The sequence below is a fragment of the Halomonas sp. H10-59 genome (genome assembly GCF_040070555.1).
Classification (GTDB): domain Bacteria; phylum Pseudomonadota; class Gammaproteobacteria; order Pseudomonadales; family Halomonadaceae; genus Halomonas; species Halomonas litopenaei.
In genome coordinates this window covers 3,597,492-3,616,828 of sequence record NZ_CP098828.1, presented here as the reverse complement: position 1 = coordinate 3,616,828, position 19,337 = coordinate 3,597,492, and the positions used below count along the sequence as shown (strand labels likewise).

General features: G+C 65.4%; 18 protein-coding genes. 6 read left to right on the top strand and 12 right to left on the bottom strand.

Annotated features, from left to right (window positions below):
- Positions 1 to 25: 25 nt before the first annotated feature.
- Positions 26 to 724 carry a response regulator transcription factor gene (locus NFG57_RS15715; protein ID WP_348814732.1) on the bottom strand — a complete coding sequence of 233 codons (699 nt, stop codon included), beginning with the start codon at positions 722 to 724 and terminating at the stop codon, positions 26 to 28.
- Between the two features lie 147 nt (positions 725 to 871).
- Between NFG57_RS15715 and NFG57_RS15710 the strand changes: the two genes are divergently transcribed.
- From NFG57_RS15710 to phnX, 3 genes are all read left to right on the top strand, one after another.
- The gene (locus tag NFG57_RS15710; RefSeq protein ID WP_045994075.1) at positions 872 to 2,392 is read left to right on the top strand and encodes an aldehyde dehydrogenase family protein; all 1,521 of its coding nucleotides are present in this window, start codon (positions 872 to 874) and stop codon (positions 2,390 to 2,392) included.
- Between the two features lie 189 nt (positions 2,393 to 2,581).
- Positions 2,582 to 3,610: an alcohol dehydrogenase AdhP gene (gene adhP / locus NFG57_RS15705; RefSeq protein ID WP_108132457.1), complete on the top strand. Its 1,029-nt coding sequence runs from the start codon at positions 2,582 to 2,584 to the stop codon at positions 3,608 to 3,610.
- A 148-nt stretch (positions 3,611 to 3,758) separates the two neighbouring features.
- Entirely contained in the window at positions 3,759 to 4,592 is an 834-nt protein-coding gene (gene phnX, locus NFG57_RS15700; RefSeq protein WP_348814731.1) for a phosphonoacetaldehyde hydrolase, read from the top strand.
- A 3-nt stretch (positions 4,593 to 4,595) separates the two neighbouring features.
- On the opposite strand, the gene NFG57_RS15695 is transcribed toward phnX, so the two are convergent.
- The 3 genes from NFG57_RS15695 to NFG57_RS15685 form a co-directional block, all read right to left on the bottom strand.
- Entirely contained in the window at positions 4,596 to 4,943 is a 348-nt protein-coding gene (locus NFG57_RS15695) for a DOPA 4,5-dioxygenase family protein (RefSeq protein WP_348814730.1), read from the bottom strand.
- Between the two features lie 176 nt (positions 4,944 to 5,119).
- A complete protein-coding gene (gene betT / locus NFG57_RS15690; protein WP_108132460.1) occupies positions 5,120 to 7,165 on the bottom strand; it encodes a choline BCCT transporter BetT in 2,046 nt (681 codons plus the stop codon).
- A 416-nt stretch (positions 7,166 to 7,581) separates the two neighbouring features.
- Complete coding sequence (locus NFG57_RS15685) at positions 7,582 to 8,208, bottom strand: hypothetical protein (RefSeq protein ID WP_124803250.1); 627 nt, start codon at positions 8,206 to 8,208, stop codon at positions 7,582 to 7,584.
- 279 nt (positions 8,209 to 8,487) lie between these two features.
- On the opposite strand from NFG57_RS15685, the gene NFG57_RS15680 reads away from it, so the two are divergent.
- Complete coding sequence (locus NFG57_RS15680; protein ID WP_348814729.1) at positions 8,488 to 9,084, top strand: LysE family translocator; 597 nt, start codon at positions 8,488 to 8,490, stop codon at positions 9,082 to 9,084.
- 27 nt (positions 9,085 to 9,111) lie between these two features.
- On the opposite strand, the gene NFG57_RS15675 is transcribed toward NFG57_RS15680, so the two are convergent.
- Positions 9,112 to 10,023 carry an AraC family transcriptional regulator gene (locus NFG57_RS15675; RefSeq protein ID WP_348814728.1) on the bottom strand — a complete coding sequence of 304 codons (912 nt, stop codon included), beginning with the start codon at positions 10,021 to 10,023 and terminating at the stop codon, positions 9,112 to 9,114.
- 291 nt (positions 10,024 to 10,314) lie between these two features.
- Between NFG57_RS15675 and NFG57_RS15670 the strand changes: the two genes are divergently transcribed.
- Positions 10,315 to 11,838 (top strand): DUF3360 family protein, encoded by a 1,524-nt coding sequence (locus NFG57_RS15670; RefSeq protein ID WP_348814727.1) that lies wholly within the window; start codon positions 10,315 to 10,317, stop codon positions 11,836 to 11,838.
- Positions 11,839 to 12,119: 281 nt separating this feature from the next.
- Here the strand turns inward: NFG57_RS15670 and NFG57_RS15665 are convergent, their stop codons facing one another.
- From NFG57_RS15665 to NFG57_RS15635, 7 genes are all read right to left on the bottom strand, one after another.
- The gene (locus NFG57_RS15665; RefSeq protein WP_108132465.1) at positions 12,120 to 12,440 is read right to left on the bottom strand and encodes a DNA-binding transcriptional regulator; all 321 of its coding nucleotides are present in this window, start codon (positions 12,438 to 12,440) and stop codon (positions 12,120 to 12,122) included.
- On the bottom strand, positions 12,421 to 12,807 hold the full coding sequence (locus NFG57_RS15660; protein ID WP_348814726.1) for a type II toxin-antitoxin system RelE/ParE family toxin: 387 nt from the start codon (positions 12,805 to 12,807) through the stop codon (positions 12,421 to 12,423). The genes NFG57_RS15665 and NFG57_RS15660 overlap by 20 nt, the downstream gene beginning before the upstream one ends.
- A gap of 223 nt (positions 12,808 to 13,030) precedes the next feature.
- Positions 13,031 to 13,738, bottom strand: coding sequence for a response regulator (locus NFG57_RS15655; protein WP_045994066.1), 708 nt, complete (start codon positions 13,736 to 13,738; stop codon positions 13,031 to 13,033).
- Positions 13,735 to 15,174 carry an ATP-binding protein gene (locus NFG57_RS15650; protein WP_045994065.1) on the bottom strand — a complete coding sequence of 480 codons (1,440 nt, stop codon included), beginning with the start codon at positions 15,172 to 15,174 and terminating at the stop codon, positions 13,735 to 13,737. Before NFG57_RS15650 ends, NFG57_RS15655 begins: the two co-directional genes overlap by 4 nt.
- Positions 15,175 to 15,322: 148 nt before the next feature.
- Entirely contained in the window at positions 15,323 to 16,450 is a 1,128-nt protein-coding gene (locus NFG57_RS15645) for a LacI family DNA-binding transcriptional regulator (protein WP_348814725.1), read from the bottom strand.
- Between the two features lie 143 nt (positions 16,451 to 16,593).
- Positions 16,594 to 17,520 carry a lysine exporter LysO family protein gene (locus tag NFG57_RS15640; protein ID WP_222515956.1) on the bottom strand — a complete coding sequence of 309 codons (927 nt, stop codon included), beginning with the start codon at positions 17,518 to 17,520 and terminating at the stop codon, positions 16,594 to 16,596.
- A gap of 348 nt (positions 17,521 to 17,868) precedes the next feature.
- A complete protein-coding gene (locus tag NFG57_RS15635) occupies positions 17,869 to 18,558 on the bottom strand; it encodes a hypothetical protein (protein WP_045992038.1) in 690 nt (229 codons plus the stop codon).
- 175 nt (positions 18,559 to 18,733) lie between these two features.
- Between NFG57_RS15635 and NFG57_RS15630 the strand changes: the two genes are divergently transcribed.
- Positions 18,734 to 19,291, top strand: coding sequence for a DJ-1/PfpI family protein (locus NFG57_RS15630; protein ID WP_222515955.1), 558 nt, complete (start codon positions 18,734 to 18,736; stop codon positions 19,289 to 19,291).
- The last annotated feature ends 46 nt before the right edge of the window (positions 19,292 to 19,337 follow it).

Here is a 19,337-nt window from a genome sequence, read left to right as displayed (position 1 = left end):
GCCGGTCAGCGAGATGTTCTGCCTTCTAGCGCACCCGCCGCCTGGCCAGGCAGGCCAGCAGGGTGGACTCGTCGGCTGCCAGGATCGCCTGAACACGGCTGCCGACGCCAAGCTTCTTGAGGATCGCCGAGACGTGGGTCTTGACCGTGGTCTCGGCGATATCGAGCTCGCGGGCGATGACCTTGTTGGAGGCGCCGCGAATCAGCAGGGACAGCACCTCGAGCTGCTTGACCGTCAACTGCTCGAGCGCGCCTGCATCGGCTGGACCCGTCACCCCCTGTGTCGCCCCCTGCGTCGCAGGCGGGGCACTCGAGGCTTCGGCCGGGCGACGCATGATCTCGGCGGGCAAATAGATCTGGCCGTCGAGGATCTGCTTGATCGCCGCCAGCAGGTCCGGGCGTGGCGTGGACTTCGGCAGGTACCCGATGGCGCCCAGATCCAGGGCGCCTAGCACCGTGGCGCGCTCGCTTTCGGCCGACAGCACCGCCACCGGCACCGCCGGAAAGGCCCGGCGCAGTTCGCGCAGTCCGTCCAGGGCCGAGGCGTCAGGCAGATTCAAGTCCAGCAGCACCAGGTCGACGTCGTCGTCGGCGTCGAGGGCGCTGGTCAGCGCGGCGAAGCAGTCCGCCTCGCGCAGCTCGGTGCCGGGGAGGCCCGATTGAATGACCGCGGCAATGGCGTCGCGAAAGAGCGGGTGATCGTCAGCCACCATCAGGCTGTGCATGTCTGGCGTCCCGGTTGTCTGTGTCCTTGGTCGGTCTCCTACCGAAGGAGGAGACGCTCTCCTGCCAGGGCAGTATGTCGCAAGCCAGTTTCCTGACCAAGACTGGAGTGGCAGACAACTACAACATCCTTTCCAAGGAGACACGCCATGATCTACGCCAACCCCGGACAACCCGACGCCGTGGTCAGCTTCGACGAGCGCTACGGCAACTATATCGGCGGCGAGTTCGTCGCCCCGGTCAAGGGCCAGTACTTCGACAACGTAAGCCCGGTCAACGGCCAGGTGTTCTGCCAGATCCCCCGCTCCGGCGCCGAGGATATCGACAAGGCGCTGGACGCCGCCCATGGGGCAGCGCCGGCCTGGGGGCGCACGTCCGCCGGCGAGCGCAGCAACATCCTCTTGAAGATCGCCGAGCGCATCGAGGCCAACCTGGAGGCGCTGGCGGTGGCCGAGTGCTGGGACAACGGCAAGGCGGTGCGTGAAACCCTGAACGCCGACATTCCGCTGGCGGTGGACCACTTCCGCTACTTCGCCGGCTGCATTCGTGCTCAGGAAGGCACCGCCGCCGATATCGACGCCAACACCGTGGCCTATCACTTCCACGAGCCACTCGGCGTCGTCGGCCAGATCATCCCCTGGAACTTTCCGCTGCTGATGGCCACCTGGAAACTCGCGCCTGCGCTGGCCGCCGGCAACTGCGTGGTGCTCAAGCCCGCCGAGCAGACCCCGGCTTCGATCCTCAAGCTGATGGAGGTGATCGGTGACCTGCTGCCTCCCGGCGTGGTCAACGTGGTCAACGGCTTCGGCGCCGAGGCGGGGGAGGCCCTGGCCACCAGCAAGCGCATCGCCAAAATCGCCTTTACCGGTTCCACCCCGGTGGGCTCGCACATCCTCAAGTGCGCTGCCGACAACATCATTCCTTCTACCGTGGAGCTTGGCGGCAAGTCGCCCAACATCTACTTCGCCGACATCATGAACGCCGAGCCGGAGTTCATCGACAAGGCCGCCGAGGGGCTGGTGCTGGCCTTCTTCAACCAGGGTGAGGTGTGCACCTGCCCGTCGCGGGCGCTGATCCAGGAGAGCATCTACGAGCCGTTCATGGCCAAGGTGATGGAGCGGGTCACCACCATCAAGCGTGGCAACCCGCTGGACACCGAGGTGCAAGTCGGCGCCCAGGCCTCCAAGGAGCAGTTCGACAAGATCATGTCCTACATGGACGTGGCCCGGGAGGAAGGCGCCGAGTTCCTGACCGGTGGCAACCAGGCCAAGCTCAATGCCGATCTGGACACCGGCTACTACATCGAGCCGACGCTGCTCAAGGGCAACAACAAGATGCGCGTCTTCCAGGAAGAGATCTTCGGCCCGGTGGTGGCGGTGACGACCTTCAAGGATGAGGAAGAAGCCCTGGCGATTGCCAACGACACCGAATTCGGCCTTGGCGCCGGCGTCTGGAGTCGTGACATCAACGTGGCCTTCCGCATGGGGCGTGGCATCCAGGCCGGTCGCGTATGGACCAACTGCTACCACCAGTATCCCGCCCACGCCGCCTTCGGTGGCTACAAGAAGTCCGGCGTCGGTCGCGAGACCCACAAGATGGCACTCGAGCATTACCAGCAGACCAAGAACCTGCTGGTGAGCTACGACACCAATCCCCTCGGTTTCTTCTAACGGGAGTCGATCCGGGCCCGGTACCACCGGGCCCGGGAAGCTTCACCCCAGCGGCCTGACGCCGTTTGACTCTCAGCGCCGCTACCGTTCACCGGGTGTCCCCGGACACCTTTCTCCTCTGTACCGTCCTTCCTTGATAGCGGGCGGATAGAGACCCTTTTTGCCCGGATCAGGGCAAGGAGCACAACAATGCAAAGCACCATGGAAGCCGCCGTCGTTCGTCAGTTCGGTCAGCCCTTGACCCTCGAGGAGGTCGAGGTGCCGCGTCCCGCCAGGGGCGAGGTTCTGGTCAAGATCGCCGCCTCCGGGGTCTGCCACACTGACCTGCATGCCGCCCACGGCGACTGGCCGGTCAAGCCCAATCCGCCGTTTATTCCCGGCCATGAAGGCGTCGGCGAGATCGCCGCGGTGGGTGAAGGCGTCAGCCACGTCAAGGAAGGCGATCGGGTGGGGATTCCCTGGCTGTACAGCGCCTGCGGCCACTGCGAGCACTGCCTGGGTGGCTGGGAGACCCTGTGCGAGTCCCAGCAGAACACCGGCTACTCGGTCAACGGTGGCTTCGCCGAGTACGCCATCGCCGACGCCGGCTTCGTCGGCCATCTGCCGAGCAACGTCGGCTTCGTCGAGATCGCCCCGGTACTTTGCGCCGGTGTCACCGTCTACAAGGGCCTGAAGATGACCGATACCCGCCCGGGGCAGTGGGTGGTGATCTCTGGCATCGGTGGTCTTGGCCATATGGCGGTGCAGTACGCAGTGGCCATGGGCCTGAACGTGGCGGCGGTGGACGTGGCCGACGACAAGCTGGAGCTGGCACGACGGCTCGGCGCCACGGTCACCGTCAACGCCTTGAAGGAGGACCCGGTGGCGGCGATCAAGCGGGACATCGGCGGCGCCCACGGGGCCCTGGTCACGGCGGTCTCGCCGAAGGCCTTCGAACAGGCCCAGGGCATGGTCCGGCGTGGTGGCACCATCGCCTTGAACGGCCTGCCGCCGGGAGACTTTCCGCTTCCGATCTTCGATACCGTGCTCAACGGCATCACCGTGCGAGGCTCCATCGTCGGTACCCGCCAGGACCTTCAGGAGGCGCTGGACTTTGCCGGTGAAGGCAAGGTCAAGGCCACCGTGTCCACCGACCGTCTGGCCAATATCAACGACATCTTCGGCCGCATGATCGATGGCAAGATCGAGGGCCGGGTGGTGCTCGATATGCAGGGCTAAGTTGACTGAGCAGCAGCGGTCGATGCAGCAGGGCGGCGACACCGGGTGTCGCTGCCCTGTCATCTTGATGTGATGTCCTTGTCATCCTTGCCTACGCTGGTGTCGCGGCACCATCCATGGCATCTCGAACCCGCAAGGAGCCGACCGCATGAGTACCGACCATCACGTTCCTCTGGCCCTGGAGGCCGTCATCTTCGACTGGGCCGGGACCCTGGTCGACTTTGGCTCCTTCGCCCCGACCCAGGTGTTTGTCGAGGTGTTCGCCGAGATCGGTGTGGCCGTAAGCCTCGACGAAGCCCGCGGCCCCATGGGCATGAGCAAGTGGGACCATATCCGCGCCCTGTGCGATCTGCCCGACATCGCCGAGCGTTTTCGTCGGGCCTGCGGGCACTCGCCGAGCGACGAGGACGTCGACGTGCTCTATCGGCGGTTCATGCCGTTGCAGGTGGCCAAGGTGGCCGAGCATTCCGCGCCGATTCCCGGCGCGCGGGAATGTCTCGCGGGGCTACGGGGCAGAGGACTCAAGATCGGTTCCTGCTCCGGCTATCCCGCCGAGGTGCTGGCGCCGGTGCGCCGTGCGGCGCGCCAGGCGGAGCTCGAGGTGGACCACGCCGTCGCCGGTGACGAGGTGGTGCGCGGGCGACCCGGGCCGGCTCAGGCGCTGGCCAATGTGGTGGCGCTCGGTATCGGCGATGTGGCGGCTTGCGTCAAGGTCGATGATACCGCTCCCGGCATCGAGGAGGGGCGCGCCGCCGGCATGTGGACGGTGGCGGTGACCGATACCGGCAACGCCATGGGGCTGGATCTCGAGGGTTACCAAGCGACCCCGCCGGACGCGCTCGAGCGGCGCCGGCGCCACGTAGCCGAGCGACTGAGCGCCTGTCGCCCCCACTACCTGATCGCAAGCGTCGCCGAGCTTGACGGTGTGCTGGATCAGATCGCGGCTCGGCTCGCCCGGGGCGAGCGACCCCAGGCCTCGTGAAGGTCAGCTCGGGGAAAAAACGGACAGGTCGAGTGCGTGGCTGCGTCCCAGCCAGATGACGCCCTGGGTATGGTCGAAGAGGTCGTCGTCGGTGCCCAGATGCACGAAGATGTCCAGCTCGCCCCGATGGATGGCGAGCCAGGGCACGATTTCGCCGAAGGCCTCGGCCGCGAAGGATAGCTGGCAGCTCCAGCGCGGATGCGGCCCCACCGGTTGTTGATGAAAACGCCCCACCTGAACTACAAAGCGCGACTGGCATTGCTCGGCCAGGGTCCTGGCCTGGGCAAGCCCTTCGGCATCGTCGTAGTAGAGGTGGGCGTGGTAGTAGCGAATCTGCTCGACGTCGGGCATGGGACTCTCCTGGGCGCTCTGCTGATGACGTCGACAAGGATCGCGTCCCTGGCGATGCATGGCAATCGCGGTGTCACGCCCGCCTGCCCACCAGCGTTACATACCAAAGCGGCGGCCCTGGGGCCGCCGCTGTCACTTGCTCCGGCGTCGTCGGTGACGACCTTGCCGGGTCACGCTCAGGGTTCCTGGGTCGTGCCCTGGGGTGGCTCGCCGATAAAGCCCGGCATGGCCGGCGTCGGCGTGCCCTGGCGGGCGATGGCCAGGAACTGCAGGTGGCGCTCGTACTCGCCGAGCACGTCATCGATGACCTGACCCCGGGTGTAGCCATTGAGGTTCTGACCCACGCCGCCTTCGGCCAGATGCACGTCCAGGCGCAGGTAGTAGTCATCGTCCGCCGGCAGGAAGCTCGGCGTGCGCATGCGATGGGGGCGGACCTGGTAGACAAAGCTCTGCATCGCCTCGAAGTCCACCTGCAGGGTCAGCCGCGGCAGCGGTTCGCCCTCGATCTGCTCTTCGCTCAGGGTGGCCGACTGGCCGCGACGCTCGAGCTCCTCGACGAACTGTTTCAGGCCCGGGCGCAGGGCGTGCTCCATGGTCGACTCGGCACCGGCGCGGTTGGAGGTGTCCAGCGCCCGATCCAGGCGTTCCTTCCAGTTGCCGCCTTCGCCGCTGGCCGCGACCAGCTTGCGCGCGTCGGCCTTTTCCTTCTCGGTGCGCAGGGCCCGCGCGAGTCCCACCATGATGGCGAACATCACCAGCGAGAACGGCAGGGCGGTGATCACCACCGCGCTTTGCAGGGCGTCGAGGCCGCCGGCCATCAGCAGGGCGATGGTAATCAGGCCGATCACCGCCGCCCAGAAGATGCGCAGGCGGATCGGCGCGTCGTGGTTGACGTCGCGCAGAATCGAGGTGAAGTTGGCCAGCACCAGGGCGCCGGAGTCCGCCGAGGTAACGAAGAACACTACTCCGAGCAGGGTGACCACCGAGGCGGTGACGCCGATGTAGGGGTACTGCTCGAGGAAGGTGTAGATGGTGGTCTGGGGAGTGGCCAGCGCCTGCTCGCCGAGCACCGCCAGGCCGTCATTGGCGACCATGTCGATGCCGGCGTTACCGAAGATCGACATCCACGCCATCATGAAGCCCAGCGGAATCAGGAGGGCGCCAAGGGCGAACTGACGAATGGTGCGCCCGCGCGAGATGCGCGCCAGAAACAGCCCGACGAAGGGCGTCCAGGCGATCCACCAGCCCCAGAAGAAGATGGTCCACCAGCCTTTCCACTGCTGGGCGTCGCTGCCGGCGAAGGCGTAGGTGTCGAAGCTCTTGCCGACGAAGCCACTGAGATAGTCGCCGACGTTGAGCACCAGGGCGTTGAGCAGCGCCAGGGTGTCACCCTGGAACAGCACGAACAGCAGCAGGGCGGCGGCCAGCAGCATATTGAACTCGGACAGCCGGCGAATGCCCTTCTCGACGCCGGTGACCACCGAGATGGTCGCCAGGATCACCACCAGCACGATCAACACCACCTGGGTCGACAGGCTTTCGGGTACGCCGAACATGAAGCTCAGGCCGTAGTTGAGCTGGATGACGCCGATACCGAGGCTGGTGGCGATGCCGAACACGGTGGAGATCACCGCGGTGATATCGACGGCATTGCCGATGGGGCCGTAGATGCGCTTGCCCAACAGCGGATAGAGGGCGCTGCGGATGGCCAGCGGCAGGCGATGGCGATAGCTGAAGTAGGCCAGCGCCATGCCCATCAGCACGTACATGCCCCAGCCGGTCAGGCCCCAGTGGAGGAAGGTCTGAGGCACCGCCTGCCTAAGGGCGGCGGCGCTTTCCGGGGCCATGTCCGGGGGCGTCAGGTAGTGCGACAGCGGCTCGGCCACGCAGAAGAACAGAAGGTCGATACCGATGCCTGCGGCGAACAGCATCGAGGCCCAGGACAGCAGCGAGAATTCCGGGCGAGAGTGGTCCGGGCCGAGGCGAATGTTGCCGACCCGGGACAGGCTGATGACCAGCACGAACACCAGATAGGCCACGGCGGCCAGCATGTAGTACCAGCCGAAGGTGTCGTTGACCCAGGCAAGACCGCTGTCGAACAGGGCACCGGCCCGCTCGGTGAAGGTCATGGTGAAGAACAGAAAGACCACGATGCCGGCTACCGCGCCGTGAAAGACGACGGGGTTGAGGCGATCGCGGGAGGCGCTCTCGTGATGTGACATGCACGTGCTCCCTCGAGGATGAAGTGAGACAGAGCCTGCCCGGCGAGGCTATCGCCGTTCTCCACGATGCCGTCCTGGCATCCTGATGCTGCTTCCGTGAGCGTTACGCCATTTTGTTAATTGACCGACCAATTAACAAAATGATGATGGCGGAGTGGCCGAGTCGTGGCTCGGCACCTGTGGGCGGCTCTTGCGAAGGGTCTGGGTGACCCACCGCGGCCAGGGGCGCGCGGTTATTTTATTGATTGAACGTTCAATAAAATACAGAGATGGGGAGCATCTTTCAACCCGAGGGGGAGAAACGGCGGGCAGGGGGCGCACGAAAACGCCATGCCCGAGGCTCGGACATGGCGCGTTGGTATGGGGCTTTCTGGTCCCCCGGAGCGGCGCCTATGGCCGAACCGGTGGCGTCAATATCAGGCCTCGGGGGCGTGATGCTTGTCGGAACCATGAGCGCGGTGCTCACCCGGACCACCGCGCGGGTGGTCGCCGTGGCCCGGCATCATGGTGTGCTTCAGTTCACGCAGCTGGCGCTCGTCGAGGATCTCGGCCAGCTGGTCACGGGTGGAGGACATCAGTTCGCGCCAGGCGTCATGACGGGCTTCGGGGTTCTCGAACTCCTGGGCCTTCAGCGCTTCGGCGCCTTCCTTGAAAGATTCGCGAGCGGCGTTGAAGGCTTCGCGCTCGTCGTCGGACAGCTCCCACTTGTCGACCAGGGCGTTGATGCGCTCCTCGCGCAGCTCGTGGCGGGCACGTTCGAGGGCGGCGACACCGTCTTCACCGAGGATCTCCATGCGCTGCTCGCGGAAATCATCGTTGAGTTCCTTGACCTCCTGACGGTGCTCCATGGCGGCCTGCTTCAGGGCTTCGCGGGTCTCGGCGTCGATGCCGGCGCGGTCAAACAGCTCGGCGCGCATCTCGCCCCCGTCGTGGCGCGGGCCTTCTGGGCGGTCGGGCGAGGCTGTTGCGGTCATGGCGACCGGCAGCAGGGCGGCAGAGACAGCGGCGGACAGCAGGGCCTTGCGGGCAAATGTCATTTTCATGGGTCGACTTCCTTCAGCGTTGATGCCTCGTCACAGGACGTGGCGTTATGGCGGGCGATGCCCTTGTTGACGTGATCCATCTTGACCCTGGCTCGTGCAAGGCTGATGCAGCCAATGTGCAGAGAAGCGGCAAGCGCAGACGAGTTCGTGCAACGCAGGGTTCGAATTTTCGATGGGGGAGTAGAGCAGCGGCCGAGGAGTCGGCGCCGGTGAAATTTTCTTCAATACCGAAGGCAGTCATCGCGTCAGCCTGAAACGCCATCCTGTGAGGCATGTGTGATGACGTTTTCTCTGGAAGAACTGCTGGCGATCTTCGCCTTCTCGCTGGTGGCCTCGATATCGCCGGGCCCGGTCAACCTGCTGATCCTGTCCACCGGAGTGGGTCACGGCTGGCGCCGAGCGATGCCCCTGGTGGTGGGTGCCAGCGGCGGTTTCACCCTGCTGCTGGGCCTGCTTGCGGCGGGGCTCGGGAGTGTCTGGCTGGCGCTGCCCGGGCTTCAGTGGCTGGTGCGGCTGGCGGGCCTGAGCTTTGTGGCCTGGCTGGCCTGGCGCCTGTTGACGGACGCAGGCGACTGGGGCACGGACCAGCGGCGTGAACCGCCGGGTCCCGCCACCGGCGCGCTGATGCAGTGGCTCAACCCCAAGGCCTGGATCGCCTCGCTGGCAGGGTTGGGACTGTTTACGGCGGGACGGGGAAGCGTCGATATCGCGCTGTTCACCCTGGTCTGGGGCAGCGTCTGTCTGGCGAGCGCCATCGGCTGGGCGTGGCTCGGTGGACACGCCCGGGGCTGGCTGTCGTGCGAGGCAAGACGGCGGGTTCTCCAGCGCCTGCTGGCGGCCTTGCTGATTTGCAGCGGCGCGCTGATGCTGCTGTGAGGCAGCTTGCGGCCACCGGTACGACGGTCAGGCGCGCTGCTTAAGGTGCTGAATCTGACCCTTCAACGGGCCTGGCATCTGATCTTGCATATAACCTTGCATCTGATCCTGCATATGACCCTGGATATAGTGCCCCGGGGTGGTGGCCAGCAGCTTCTTGAAGGTGCGCTGCAGGTGCGCCTGGTCGGCGAAACCGCAGTCGTTGGCGACCGCAGCGATGGGATCGCCCCGTCGCAGTCGTTGCCTGGCATGACGCACGCGCAGGTCGATCAGCGCAGCATGGGGGGTGGTGGCATAGTGACGTCGAAAGCCCGAAATCAGGCTGGTGGCGCGGCACTCGGCGGCGGCGCAAAGATCGTCCAGGCGCAGCTCTTGCTGCCAGTCGTCGTGAAGCCGCTCCCAGGCGCGCACCAGTCGCTCGGGAGGCGCGCCATGTTCTGCCTCGCCTTGCGCCGGCAGGTCGAGCAGGCCTGTCAGGCGCTCGGCGAGCCGCTCAAGCACGGTCTCGCGCTCAAGCAGGCTGGCATCCCCATCGGCAAGGGCGTCGGTGGCGACGCGAATGGCATGGTGAAGGTGGGCGTCTTGCGTCGTCAGTGCCGAGAACACCGCGCCGTCGTCGCCGTCGAGGCCGCAGCGCTCGGTCAGCCAGGCGCTGTCCAGGTAGAGCATGTCATAGCCCCAGTCTCGCTCGCTCAAGGCGTTGCAGGCGTGGACGTCGCCGGGGTTGATCAGCACCACGTCTCCCTGGCGCACCTCAAGGGTACGGTGGCGGTTGAGGAAGCTCGAGTGGCCCTGGACGATCGCGCCCAGCGAGTGGGTGTCGTGGCTGTGGGGCGCGTGGCTTAGCCGGTGCCCGCCCCTGACTCGGCGCGCCTCGACCTGGGGCATCCGCGGGTCGCGCAGATAGCGGGAAAAGGTGGCAGCGATCCTGGGGGGCATGACGGTCTTCCTGGCAAGACGCGGTGGCTGCGTCGAGGTCTTCACTCTCGTCGATCCTGAGATGCCAGGCAAGAGACGCCTGCGCTGGATCAAGGGAGAGGGGAGTTTGTCAGGCATTTTTGGCGTCGCAACCCTTGGCGAGGCCAAAGCCTGATAGCCGTCAACGAGGCCCGCGGGGGGCATTGTTAAGGTCTGTCATCTTTTTTCAAGGCGCGCTGTCAATTCGACGAACGGTCAGGGGGACTTGGCTCGGCGTCGGACAGCAGCGTCACCTCAGACATCGAGATCCACATGACAGACACCGTGACGTCCACCCGGGAGGCCGGCGAGGCCCCAAGCTATCGCGAGATGCACCGCGATGCCAGCGAATTTGCCAGCCGTTCCGACTACCTCGAGCATGAACTCAAGATCATGCGTCCCCGGCGCTATGGTCTCAATCTGATCGGCCGGGACTTCCACTTCGAACTCGAGGACCTGGTACCGGCGATTGCCGGCACCATCGGCATCATCGCCATGTACTCGGCGGTGATGATGTCCTGGGCCAATGGCCTGTCCGCCGCCTGGCCCGATGTCACCCTGGGGCGCGAGTTCGCCATCGCCGTCTCGCGCCTGGAGATGCTGCTGCCGGTCCTGCTGTTCTGCGTGCTGGGCTCGGGTATCTTCAATCCGCGTGCCAACCTGGCCGGCAATCACGGCCCGATGATTCCGCTGATCGCCAGCATGGCCCTTGCCGGTGCCCACCCGCTGGCCCTGGCGCTGTGGATCGGCGCCTTTGGCCTCGGCCTTTCCTGGGTCAAGGGCGGCTCGCGCCTGGTCAACCTGACCTCCCAGGGCACCGCCGGTGGCCTGCTGATCTTTCTCGGCTTTTCCGGCGCCATGAGCCAGATCGGCAGCCTCAAGGCGTGGGGCATGGGGCTCGAGGGCGAGATGGGTTACGTCGCTCTGGTGGTGCTGGCGGTCAATATCCTGCTGTACGCCGTGCTGGCGCGGCTGGGCAAGCGCTGGCTGGCGATTCCCGCCTGCGCGGTCACCGGCCTGGTGGTGGCGCTGGCGCTGGGTGCGGGCTTCGATCTCGAGTTCACCACCGAGACCGGCCTGCCGCCGCTCAGCCCCAGCTACTGGTGGGGCAGCACCGACCAAGGCTGGATGCTGGGGCTGCCGAACATGCAGCACTTCATCGCCTCGCTGCCGTTCGCGATCCTGGCGGTTGCCATGTGGTCACCGGACTTTCTCGGTCATCGCATCTTCCAGGAGATGAACTATCCCAAGGGGACCGATCGGGTGTTGATGGACGTCGACGACACCATGACGATGTGCTCGCTGCGTCAGGTGGTCGGCACCGCCCTCGGCGGTGGCAATATCACCTCGTCCTGGGGCACCTACATGATCCCGGCGGCCATCGCCAAGCGGCCGATTCCCGCCGGCGCCATTTTGCTGGGGCTGTTGACCATCGCCATCGCCATCCTCGGCTTCCCCATGGATGTGGCGGTGTGGCCGCCGGTGATGTGCGTGGCGCTTTTGGTCGGAGTCTTCCTGCCGATGCTGGAGGCCGGCGTGCAGATGATCAAGGAAAGCCGCGACGCCCAGGCCGCCGGCGTTTGCCTGTTCGCCGCGGCGGTCACCAACCCGGTGCTGGCCTGGGCGGTGACCATGCTGCTCGACAACAACGGCTGGATCGGTGATCGCGAACGCGCCACCCGGCTGTCGCTGGCCGACCGTCTGATCATCCCCGCCTCGGTGCTGGCGGTGTGTCTGTTCGCCATGCTGGCGGTGGGCATGTTCGAGGGACAGTACGGGATTCCCGCGCTGTTCTAGATCGAGCGCAAGTGCCATACGCAAGAGGCCGCCCTTGGGCGGCCTCTTGCGTTATCGGTGAGTCGGTCGAGACACTTAGCCGACCGGCTTGCTTGGTGCTGGCGACTGAATCTTCGGGCCTGCCGTCAGTCGAGGCGAAACAGATAGAGGGGGCTCTCGATTACGGCCATGGCAGCGTGACAGAGGGCACAACGTGATATATGGCGGCCCCCCTGAGTACGGTGCTTGACTCGCCTCTCCACGCAAGTGGCCCGTCCACCGGCAGGTATGGAGAGGCGCGCTCAGCAAGCGATGGCCTGAATGCCTTTTTTCTGGATGACTGCCAGTAGCCTCAGCGCGGGCCCTCCAGGACGCTTCACGCCGCGCTCCCAGTCTGAGACCAGGTTCTTGCTGACGTTGAGGTAGCGAGCGAAGACAGACTGAGAAAGATTTTCGCGCTCGCGCAGCGCTCTGATGGCGTCGGGGGAAATCATTTCTACAGTGGTGAGGCAGCTCTCATCGAAGTCGCGCATCGTTTGCTTGTCGACGGCGCCTACCTCGTGCAGAGCTTCCATGGTTTCATGGATCGCCGCCATCGCTTCGCTACGGTATTTCTTCGCCATCGTCTTCCACCTCCAAAAAATGCCCCTTATGAATCAACTCGACCAGGTGCTCTTCTGACAGCTCGAGGATGTGTTGGGCGGCCCGTTTGAACGCAACCTTTTCCTCGTCGCTGATATTGCTCTGTTGGCTCTTGGCGAAGCCGTAAACGAAGAAGGCTCGGTGTGCCTGGCGGTAGAGGATGATCGTGCGGTAGCCGCCTGACTTGCCTTGCCCGGGACGAGCCACCCGCTGCTTGATCACGCCTCCGCCCAGGTCAGCATCGATCAAGCCCCGTTCCGCTCGCTGGATAGCGTCGCGCAGCGCGGCGGCGTCAAGTTTCTGTTTTCTGGCGAAGCGTTCAAACCAGGCGTTCTTGAAGATCCTCACCGGCCGTGTCCTTGCCATTCGTAGTGTACTACATAGTGTGACATCATGCGGCCCGCAGCAACTGTCCTGCCTGCAGCAGGGCGTTGCAGGGCAGTGTCTCCTTTTCGATGCATAAGACTCGGGGCATCAAGCAGAAAAAGGGAAAGGCAGCGCGGCCGGACGATGTCCAGCCGCCGAGGGACTGCTGCCGGGGGACGGCTGCCATGACAGGCAGCCCCGAGGATCACTCTTCCGGCTGGTACTTGTAACCGACGCCGTAGACGGAGCGGATGATTTCTCGCTCGGGCCAGATATCGGCGATCTTCTTGCGCAGCTTCTTGATATGGCTGTCCACGGTGCGCTCGGAGACGATGCGGTGGTCGCGGTACATGTGATCCATCAACTGCTCGCGGGCGAAGATTCGACCCGGCGAGTGCATCATCACCTTGAGCAGCTGGAATTCCACCGCGGTGAGGCCCAGGTCCTGTCCGTCGGCCAGGGCGCGCCAGCCGCTTTCGTCCAGCACCAGGTCGTGATTGGCTTCACTGTCCTGCTGGTGTGCCTGGCTGCGGCGCAGCACGGCCTTGACCCGGGCGACCACCTCGCGCGGGCTGAACGGCTTGCAGATGTAGTCGTCGGCACCCAGTTCGAGGCCCAGCAGGCGGTCGACCTCCTCGACTCGGGCGGTCAGCATCACCACCGCGATATCGGGCCAGCGCTGACGGATCTCGCGGCACAGGGTCAGGCCGTCGGTGCCAGGCAGCATCAGGTCCAGCAGTACCAGGCTGGGGCGCGACTCGGCCTCGCTGAGGTAGCCGACCACCTGGTCGCCGTGGTCGATATGGTGGGTGGCGTAGCCGCTGCCCTCCAGGTAGTCCGCCACCAGACGGGCGATCTTGGGTTCGTCCTCGACGATCAGGATGTCGTCGAGACTGGCGTCGGTGTCGTTCATTCATCGTCCTCGTGCTGCTGATGGTCCGGCAGGGCCGGAAAACGCAGGGTCCAGCATAACCCGCCAAGCTCGGAAGGGGAGGGGCGCATGTCGGTGTCGTGGGCGCGGGCCAGGGCGGTGGCGATGGACAGCCCTAGGCCGCTGCCGCCGCTTGAACGGTTGCGCGAGCCTTCCACCCGGTAGAGGCGTTCGGTCAGCCGCGGCAGTTCGTTGACCGGCACCCCGGGGGCGCTATCTTCCCAGCGCAGCACCCAGTCGTCGGCCTCACGCCGCAGCGATACCTTGAGTCGCCCCGGCGCCTGGGTGTAGGCGCAGGTATTGTCGATCAGGTTGTTCCATAGCTGGCGCAGGCGCTGCAGGTCGCCGCGAATCCACGCCGGGCCCTGAATATCGTGCTCGAGGGTCAGGCCATGATCGGCAAGCCAGCCCTCGGCTTCGTCCAGCCGGGTGGCCAGTTGCTCGCCCAGGTCCAGCGGTGCGAGCTGGACTTCCAGCGCGCCGGCGTCGCTCTGGGACAGCAGGCGCAGGTCGGCGACCAGGCGCTCTAGCTGGCCGACCTCCTGGGACAGCGAGCGCAGGTTGTCCTGGTCGAGGGCGCGAATGCCGTCCTGCATCGCTTCGATCTCGCCGCGCAGCACCGCCAGTGGGGTACGCAGCTCATGGGCGATGTCGGAAACCCAGCGGGTACGTGCCTCGCGGCTGGCTTCCAGGGTTTCCGCCAGCACATTGAAGTCGTGGGACAGGCTGGACAGCTCGTCGCGACCGCGCTCCGGCAGGCGGATGCTGTAGTCGCCCTCGGTCAGCCGGCGGGTGGCCAGTGCCATGCCGCGGGCGCGTCGGCCCATCCACCAGGACAGGGCGGCGGCCAGCAGCAGCGAGGTCAGCGCCAGGGCGATGACGATGATGGTCAGGTTGCGTTGCTGCTGGGCCAGAAACAGCCGGTCCATGCGTGCCATTAACTGCTCCGGCGGGCGATAGCCCAGGGTGCCGACCTGGCGGCCCGCGCTCATCACCGGCAGCCAGCGCAGTTCGGCGGCCATGTCGTCCTTGTCCGGGGGCAGGCCGATCACCGGCAGGCCGCTTTCGTCATGGAGCACGAAGTCCCTGGGGTCGCCCAGGTCGCCTTCGATGCTCATCGGCGGCAGGTTGTCGCCGGGCCAAAGCTGGCGGCGTACCAGGTGGTGCCAGGCGCGCGGCGACTGGCGCAGCCACTGCCAGTTCTGGCGTCGCGCCCAGGCCTCGCCGAGGCCTTCCGCCAGGGTCTCGGCGCGCTGGGTCTGGGAGCGGTCGAGGTACTCGATGAAGCCCTGGTCGAGGCTGCGCGAAATCGCCACGAACACCAGCCCGGCGATGGCCACATTGACCACCAGGATGATGACGAAGAGCTTCAGACCCAGACGTGAGAAGGCCGGGCGAAACAGGCGTTTCGCGGACATGCGACGATTCCTTGACCGAAATGGCGAAAAAGATGAACACAGCATGCCATCGTCGGCGCCAAAAAGGCGCCAATAACGGTGAAACCTTTGTGCAGCCTTCGCCGACGGATGAGTCGAGCGTTCACCTCAGTCCGTAGCGGTCATACCGTCAGGGACAGCTTTCCCCGATCAGCAGTCGCGTTCCCAATAGGCGGTTCTCGGCGGGTTCCAGACACAGCACCATGCGCGCGGCGACGCGCCCCTTCTCGATGCTGTCCTGGCGCACGGTGGTCAGTCGTGGGGCTCGGTACTGGCCTTCTTCGATACCGTCGAAGCCGGTCAGGCGCAGGTCCTCGGGGACGCGGATGCCACGCTGTTCGGCCAGGGTCAGGACGGTCAGGGCGATGCGGTCGGACATGCACAAAAGCAGATCCGGGCGCTGTTCTGCCGGCAGGTCGAGGATCTTCTCGATCACCGGGGCGCAGACCGCGTGGGTGTTCTCGTCGATGTTCCACACCGGGACGCCGCTGGGGTCGATGTCGTGTTCGTCCAGGGCGCGGTGGAAACCGTCCAGGCGCGAGCGGGTGATGGTGCGATGGGCATCGAGGCAGCGATGCTCGGCACTCACCGGGCCATTATAGGATTCATCGATCAAGCGCAGACTGAGGATGCCGACCCGCCGTGGACGTTTTTTCAGTGCGTGGCAGGCGATGGCGTAGCAGGCCGGTTCGTTGTCGATATGGACGGTGGGGCGGGCATCGATATGGAAATCCACCCCGACCAGTGGACGCTGGGCCGGCAGCTCGTTGATCAGCCGATCCCCGGGCATCAGACCATAGACGACAAAGCCGTCGGCCATGCTGGCGGAGCCCGGGTGACAGAGTGCGTCGGCGTGACGGGGAGATTCGGGCTGACGTCCCGACAGCAGCAGCAGGGTGTGCCCGTGGGCGTCGAGCACCTCGGTGATGCCGGTCAGAAGCTCGCTTGAAACCGCGTCGTTGAGGCTGTAGGTCAGTGTCTCTGCCAGCACCACCGCCACGATGCGGGACTGCCCGGTGCGCAGGCTGCGGGCCCTGGCGTCGGGGCCGCGGTAGCCCAGGCGTCGGGCCTCCTCGAGGATGTGCTCTCGCAGGGCGCGAGACAACTGATCGGGGCGATTGAAGGCGTTGGAGACGGTGGCCGTAGAGACCCCAAGTCGCTGGGCCAGATTCTTCAGGGTGATGGGGCGGTCCTCAGGATTCACCACGGGCTTGTCTTCCTTGCTGCGTGCACTCGACAGCATAAAGCGCTGGGCCACCGGGCGTCACGGCTTGGCAGCACAACCGGGCATCTTATTCCAGCATCACAGCGCTACCGAAAAGCGCTGAATGAGTGGTTGTCGTGATCCGGCATCATAGGGCGACCATAAAGCGCTGAATGAGTGGTTGTTGCGACCCGGCATCATAGGGCGACCAGAAACAGAATGAGTGGTGGTGACAGCAGCGACAGGATAAAGCCGCTGACCACGGCGATGGGCACGCAGCGCACGCCACCGTGTTGCTGGATCACCGGCAGGGTGAAGTCCATCGATGTGGCGCCGCCATAGCCGATTGCCAGGGGCGCGTAGCGTCGCATGACCAGCGGAATCAGCACGAAGGCCAGCAGTTCCCGGGTCAGGTCGTTGAAGAAGGCGACGCCGCCCAGGGCCGGCCCCAGGTGTTCGCCGATCAGAATACCGGACAGCGAGTACCAGCCGAAGCCCGAGGCCATGGCCAGGCCCTCGTTCCAGGCGAGCCCGAGCATCGGTGCCGCGGCGAGTCCACCGATCAGCGAGCTTGCCGCCAGGGTCATGGCGATGAACAGGCCATGACGATTTAGCAGGATCTGTTTGAGCGGCATGCCGGAGTTGCGCAGCTGGCAGCCGATCAGCGTCAGCAGTACGTAGAGCACCCATTCTGCCAGGTGTTCCGCCAGCTCGAAGGGCGTCGTCCCCCAGCGTCCCACCAGCATCAGCCCGATGACCAGCCCTGCGATCACCACCCCGACCAGTGACAACGAACCCGCCATGGCCGCCAGCTTGCTGGTCGGGGCGCCGTCGATCACGCGTTTTTCGCCAAGGTCCAGGCGCAGTCGACGCGACAGCCACCACAGGGCGGCCAGGTTGAAGGCCGAGATGACCACGAACAGCAACAGCGCCTGGCCGCCCATGCGCGACAGCTGAGTGCCCAGGTCGGGCAGGCCCGCCAGGCTCACCCCCATCAACAGCAGGATCAGGTAGATCGATGCGCTGACGCCGCGATTGATCCAGGCCATGACGCTTGCGCGGCGTACCGGTACCAGATAGCCCAGCACCAGCGGCAGCAGCACGATCAACAGACCGGTGAACATGAACGAACTTCCTTGCTCGATGGAGGCGGTGCGTGTCGGTCAGGCACCGCATCGATGAGTTGCTGCGCTCGTGAGCCCGTCCGTCGAGGATGAGCAGGACAAATCGGTGGTCAACGGCGCGACCAAAAGCGCAATACTCTATGCAAGTTTCACAAGGGAGAAAAGACGACCAAAGCGTCAGTGGTCGGCAAGATCGGCGCCATACCCCGGACGTCGACAAGGCATCCTGGCAACGAGCCGTCGGCCTCGGCGGGGCGGAAGGCCGGATGGTGGTGAGGCAGGGCGGCTGAACAAGCCCCTGACCAAGCGCGCAAAAAGGCGCCCGAGGAAGGGAGAGACGGAGCAGCTTCAGTTGTTGGAAGTGGTCAAGGAGGTCAGGCTCAGCCGACTGACCCGCTCGCCGCGTTTGATGTAGTCCACCCCCAGCAGCAGGCCGGGCAGGTCCGGGTGGAAGGCCACGACCATGTGGCGGTCGTCCTTGCCGGGCTCGACCAGGCGGACCCGCAGGGCGTCCACCATGCGCCCGTTCACGTCGATGGCGGCGGTGGGCAGAGGGCTTGCGACCAGTGTCTCGATGTCGCCCTTGTGATCGAGATAGTGAATCTCGCAGCCGCTGGCGCAGCGCTCTCGCTGGACGCTACGTGACAGATCCACCAGTGCGGTCTGACGGTCGGGGTGACGCAGTAGCTGACGGTTGTCCAGTCGGTAGCTCTTGCCGATGCCCAGCAGACGATAGCCACTGGAATAGCCCAGCGCACGCAAGCCGTCGCCGTTCTCGGCGAAGCGCGCGGTTTCCTGACCTTCGGCGATGGCCACCTGGGCGCGCATGTCGCTGCGCCAGTGATCGCCTTCGCGGTACACCCGATGATGCACGGTGGCATCGGGCCAGCCGTCCACCGACAGGTGGTAGCGGGCATCGAAGCTGGCCATCGATGCGGCTTGTGCTGCAAACGGCAGCAAGAACAGTAGCCATAGCAGCCCCGCCGCGAGGCGCGGGCGAAGAGACGGCGAGCGGTAGGCGATGGAGTTGCTGGGCATAGTAGCGTCCGCTGCTTGAGTGGCATATGGAAACGAGCTGTCACCTTGGGAGGCCGGTGCGGCCTGAAGGTTCCCCGGCGGGCTGGCAGAAGCGCGGTCCAGTGGTTACGCTGCATTACAGCATGGTCGCCATCATGACCCTGCGCCGCCCCTCAATGACCAAGGAGTTTGCCACATGGCACGTTTGCTGCTGCTCGCGGGAGATTTTGTCGAGGACTACGAAATCATGGTGCCCTTCCAGGCGCTGCAGGCCATGGGGCATCGTGTCGATGCGGTGTGCCCCGACAAGAAGGAAGGCGACAAGGTCAAGACCGCCATCCATGACTTCGAGGGCGACCAGACCTACACCGAAAAGGCCGGGCATCTGTTCGCGCTCAACGAGACCTTCGCCGACATCACTCTGGCCGACTACGACGCCCTGGTCATCCCCGGTGGGCGAGCGCCGGAGTACCTGCGCCTGGACGAGCGCGTGCTGGAAGTGGTGCGCCACTTCGTCGACAGCGAGAAGCCGGTGGCCGCTGTCTGCCACGGCGCCCAGCTTCTGGCGGCGGCGGTGTCACTGTCAGGACATCGTATCTCGGCCTATCCCGCCTGCGCCCCCGAGGTACGCCTGGCGGGTGGCAAATTCGTCGACATCGAAGTCACCGACGCCATCACCTGCGGCAAGTTCGTGACCGCGCCAGCCTGGCCCGCGCACCCGGAGTGGCTGCGCCAGCTCAACGAATTGCTGTAGGCCCGCCAGTCCGGCCCCTTCTGGCCTGGGTACAGGCCCAGGCCAG

Coding starts and splice junctions, on each gene's coding strand:
- NFG57_RS15715 (WP_348814732.1), bottom strand. CDS start 724: ATGCACAGCCTGATGGTGGCTGACGATCACCCGCTCTTTCGCGACGCC.
- NFG57_RS15710 (WP_045994075.1), top strand. CDS start 872: ATGATCTACGCCAACCCCGGACAACCCGACGCCGTGGTCAGCTTCGAC.
- adhP (WP_108132457.1), top strand. CDS start 2,582: ATGCAAAGCACCATGGAAGCCGCCGTCGTTCGTCAGTTCGGTCAGCCC.
- phnX (WP_348814731.1), top strand. CDS start 3,759: ATGAGTACCGACCATCACGTTCCTCTGGCCCTGGAGGCCGTCATCTTC.
- NFG57_RS15695 (WP_348814730.1), bottom strand. CDS start 4,943: ATGCCCGACGTCGAGCAGATTCGCTACTACCACGCCCACCTCTACTAC.
- betT (WP_108132460.1), bottom strand. CDS start 7,165: ATGTCACATCACGAGAGCGCCTCCCGCGATCGCCTCAACCCCGTCGTC.
- NFG57_RS15685 (WP_124803250.1), bottom strand. CDS start 8,208: ATGAAAATGACATTTGCCCGCAAGGCCCTGCTGTCCGCCGCTGTCTCT.
- NFG57_RS15680 (WP_348814729.1), top strand. CDS start 8,488: ATGACGTTTTCTCTGGAAGAACTGCTGGCGATCTTCGCCTTCTCGCTG.
- NFG57_RS15675 (WP_348814728.1), bottom strand. CDS start 10,023: ATGCCCCCCAGGATCGCTGCCACCTTTTCCCGCTATCTGCGCGACCCG.
- NFG57_RS15670 (WP_348814727.1), top strand. CDS start 10,315: ATGACAGACACCGTGACGTCCACCCGGGAGGCCGGCGAGGCCCCAAGC.
- NFG57_RS15665 (WP_108132465.1), bottom strand. CDS start 12,440: ATGGCGAAGAAATACCGTAGCGAAGCGATGGCGGCGATCCATGAAACC.
- NFG57_RS15655 (WP_045994066.1), bottom strand. CDS start 13,738: ATGAACGACACCGACGCCAGTCTCGACGACATCCTGATCGTCGAGGAC.
- NFG57_RS15650 (WP_045994065.1), bottom strand. CDS start 15,174: ATGTCCGCGAAACGCCTGTTTCGCCCGGCCTTCTCACGTCTGGGTCTG.
- NFG57_RS15640 (WP_222515956.1), bottom strand. CDS start 17,520: ATGTTCACCGGTCTGTTGATCGTGCTGCTGCCGCTGGTGCTGGGCTAT.
- NFG57_RS15635 (WP_045992038.1), bottom strand. CDS start 18,558: ATGCCCAGCAACTCCATCGCCTACCGCTCGCCGTCTCTTCGCCCGCGC.
- NFG57_RS15630 (WP_222515955.1), top strand. CDS start 18,734: ATGGCACGTTTGCTGCTGCTCGCGGGAGATTTTGTCGAGGACTACGAA.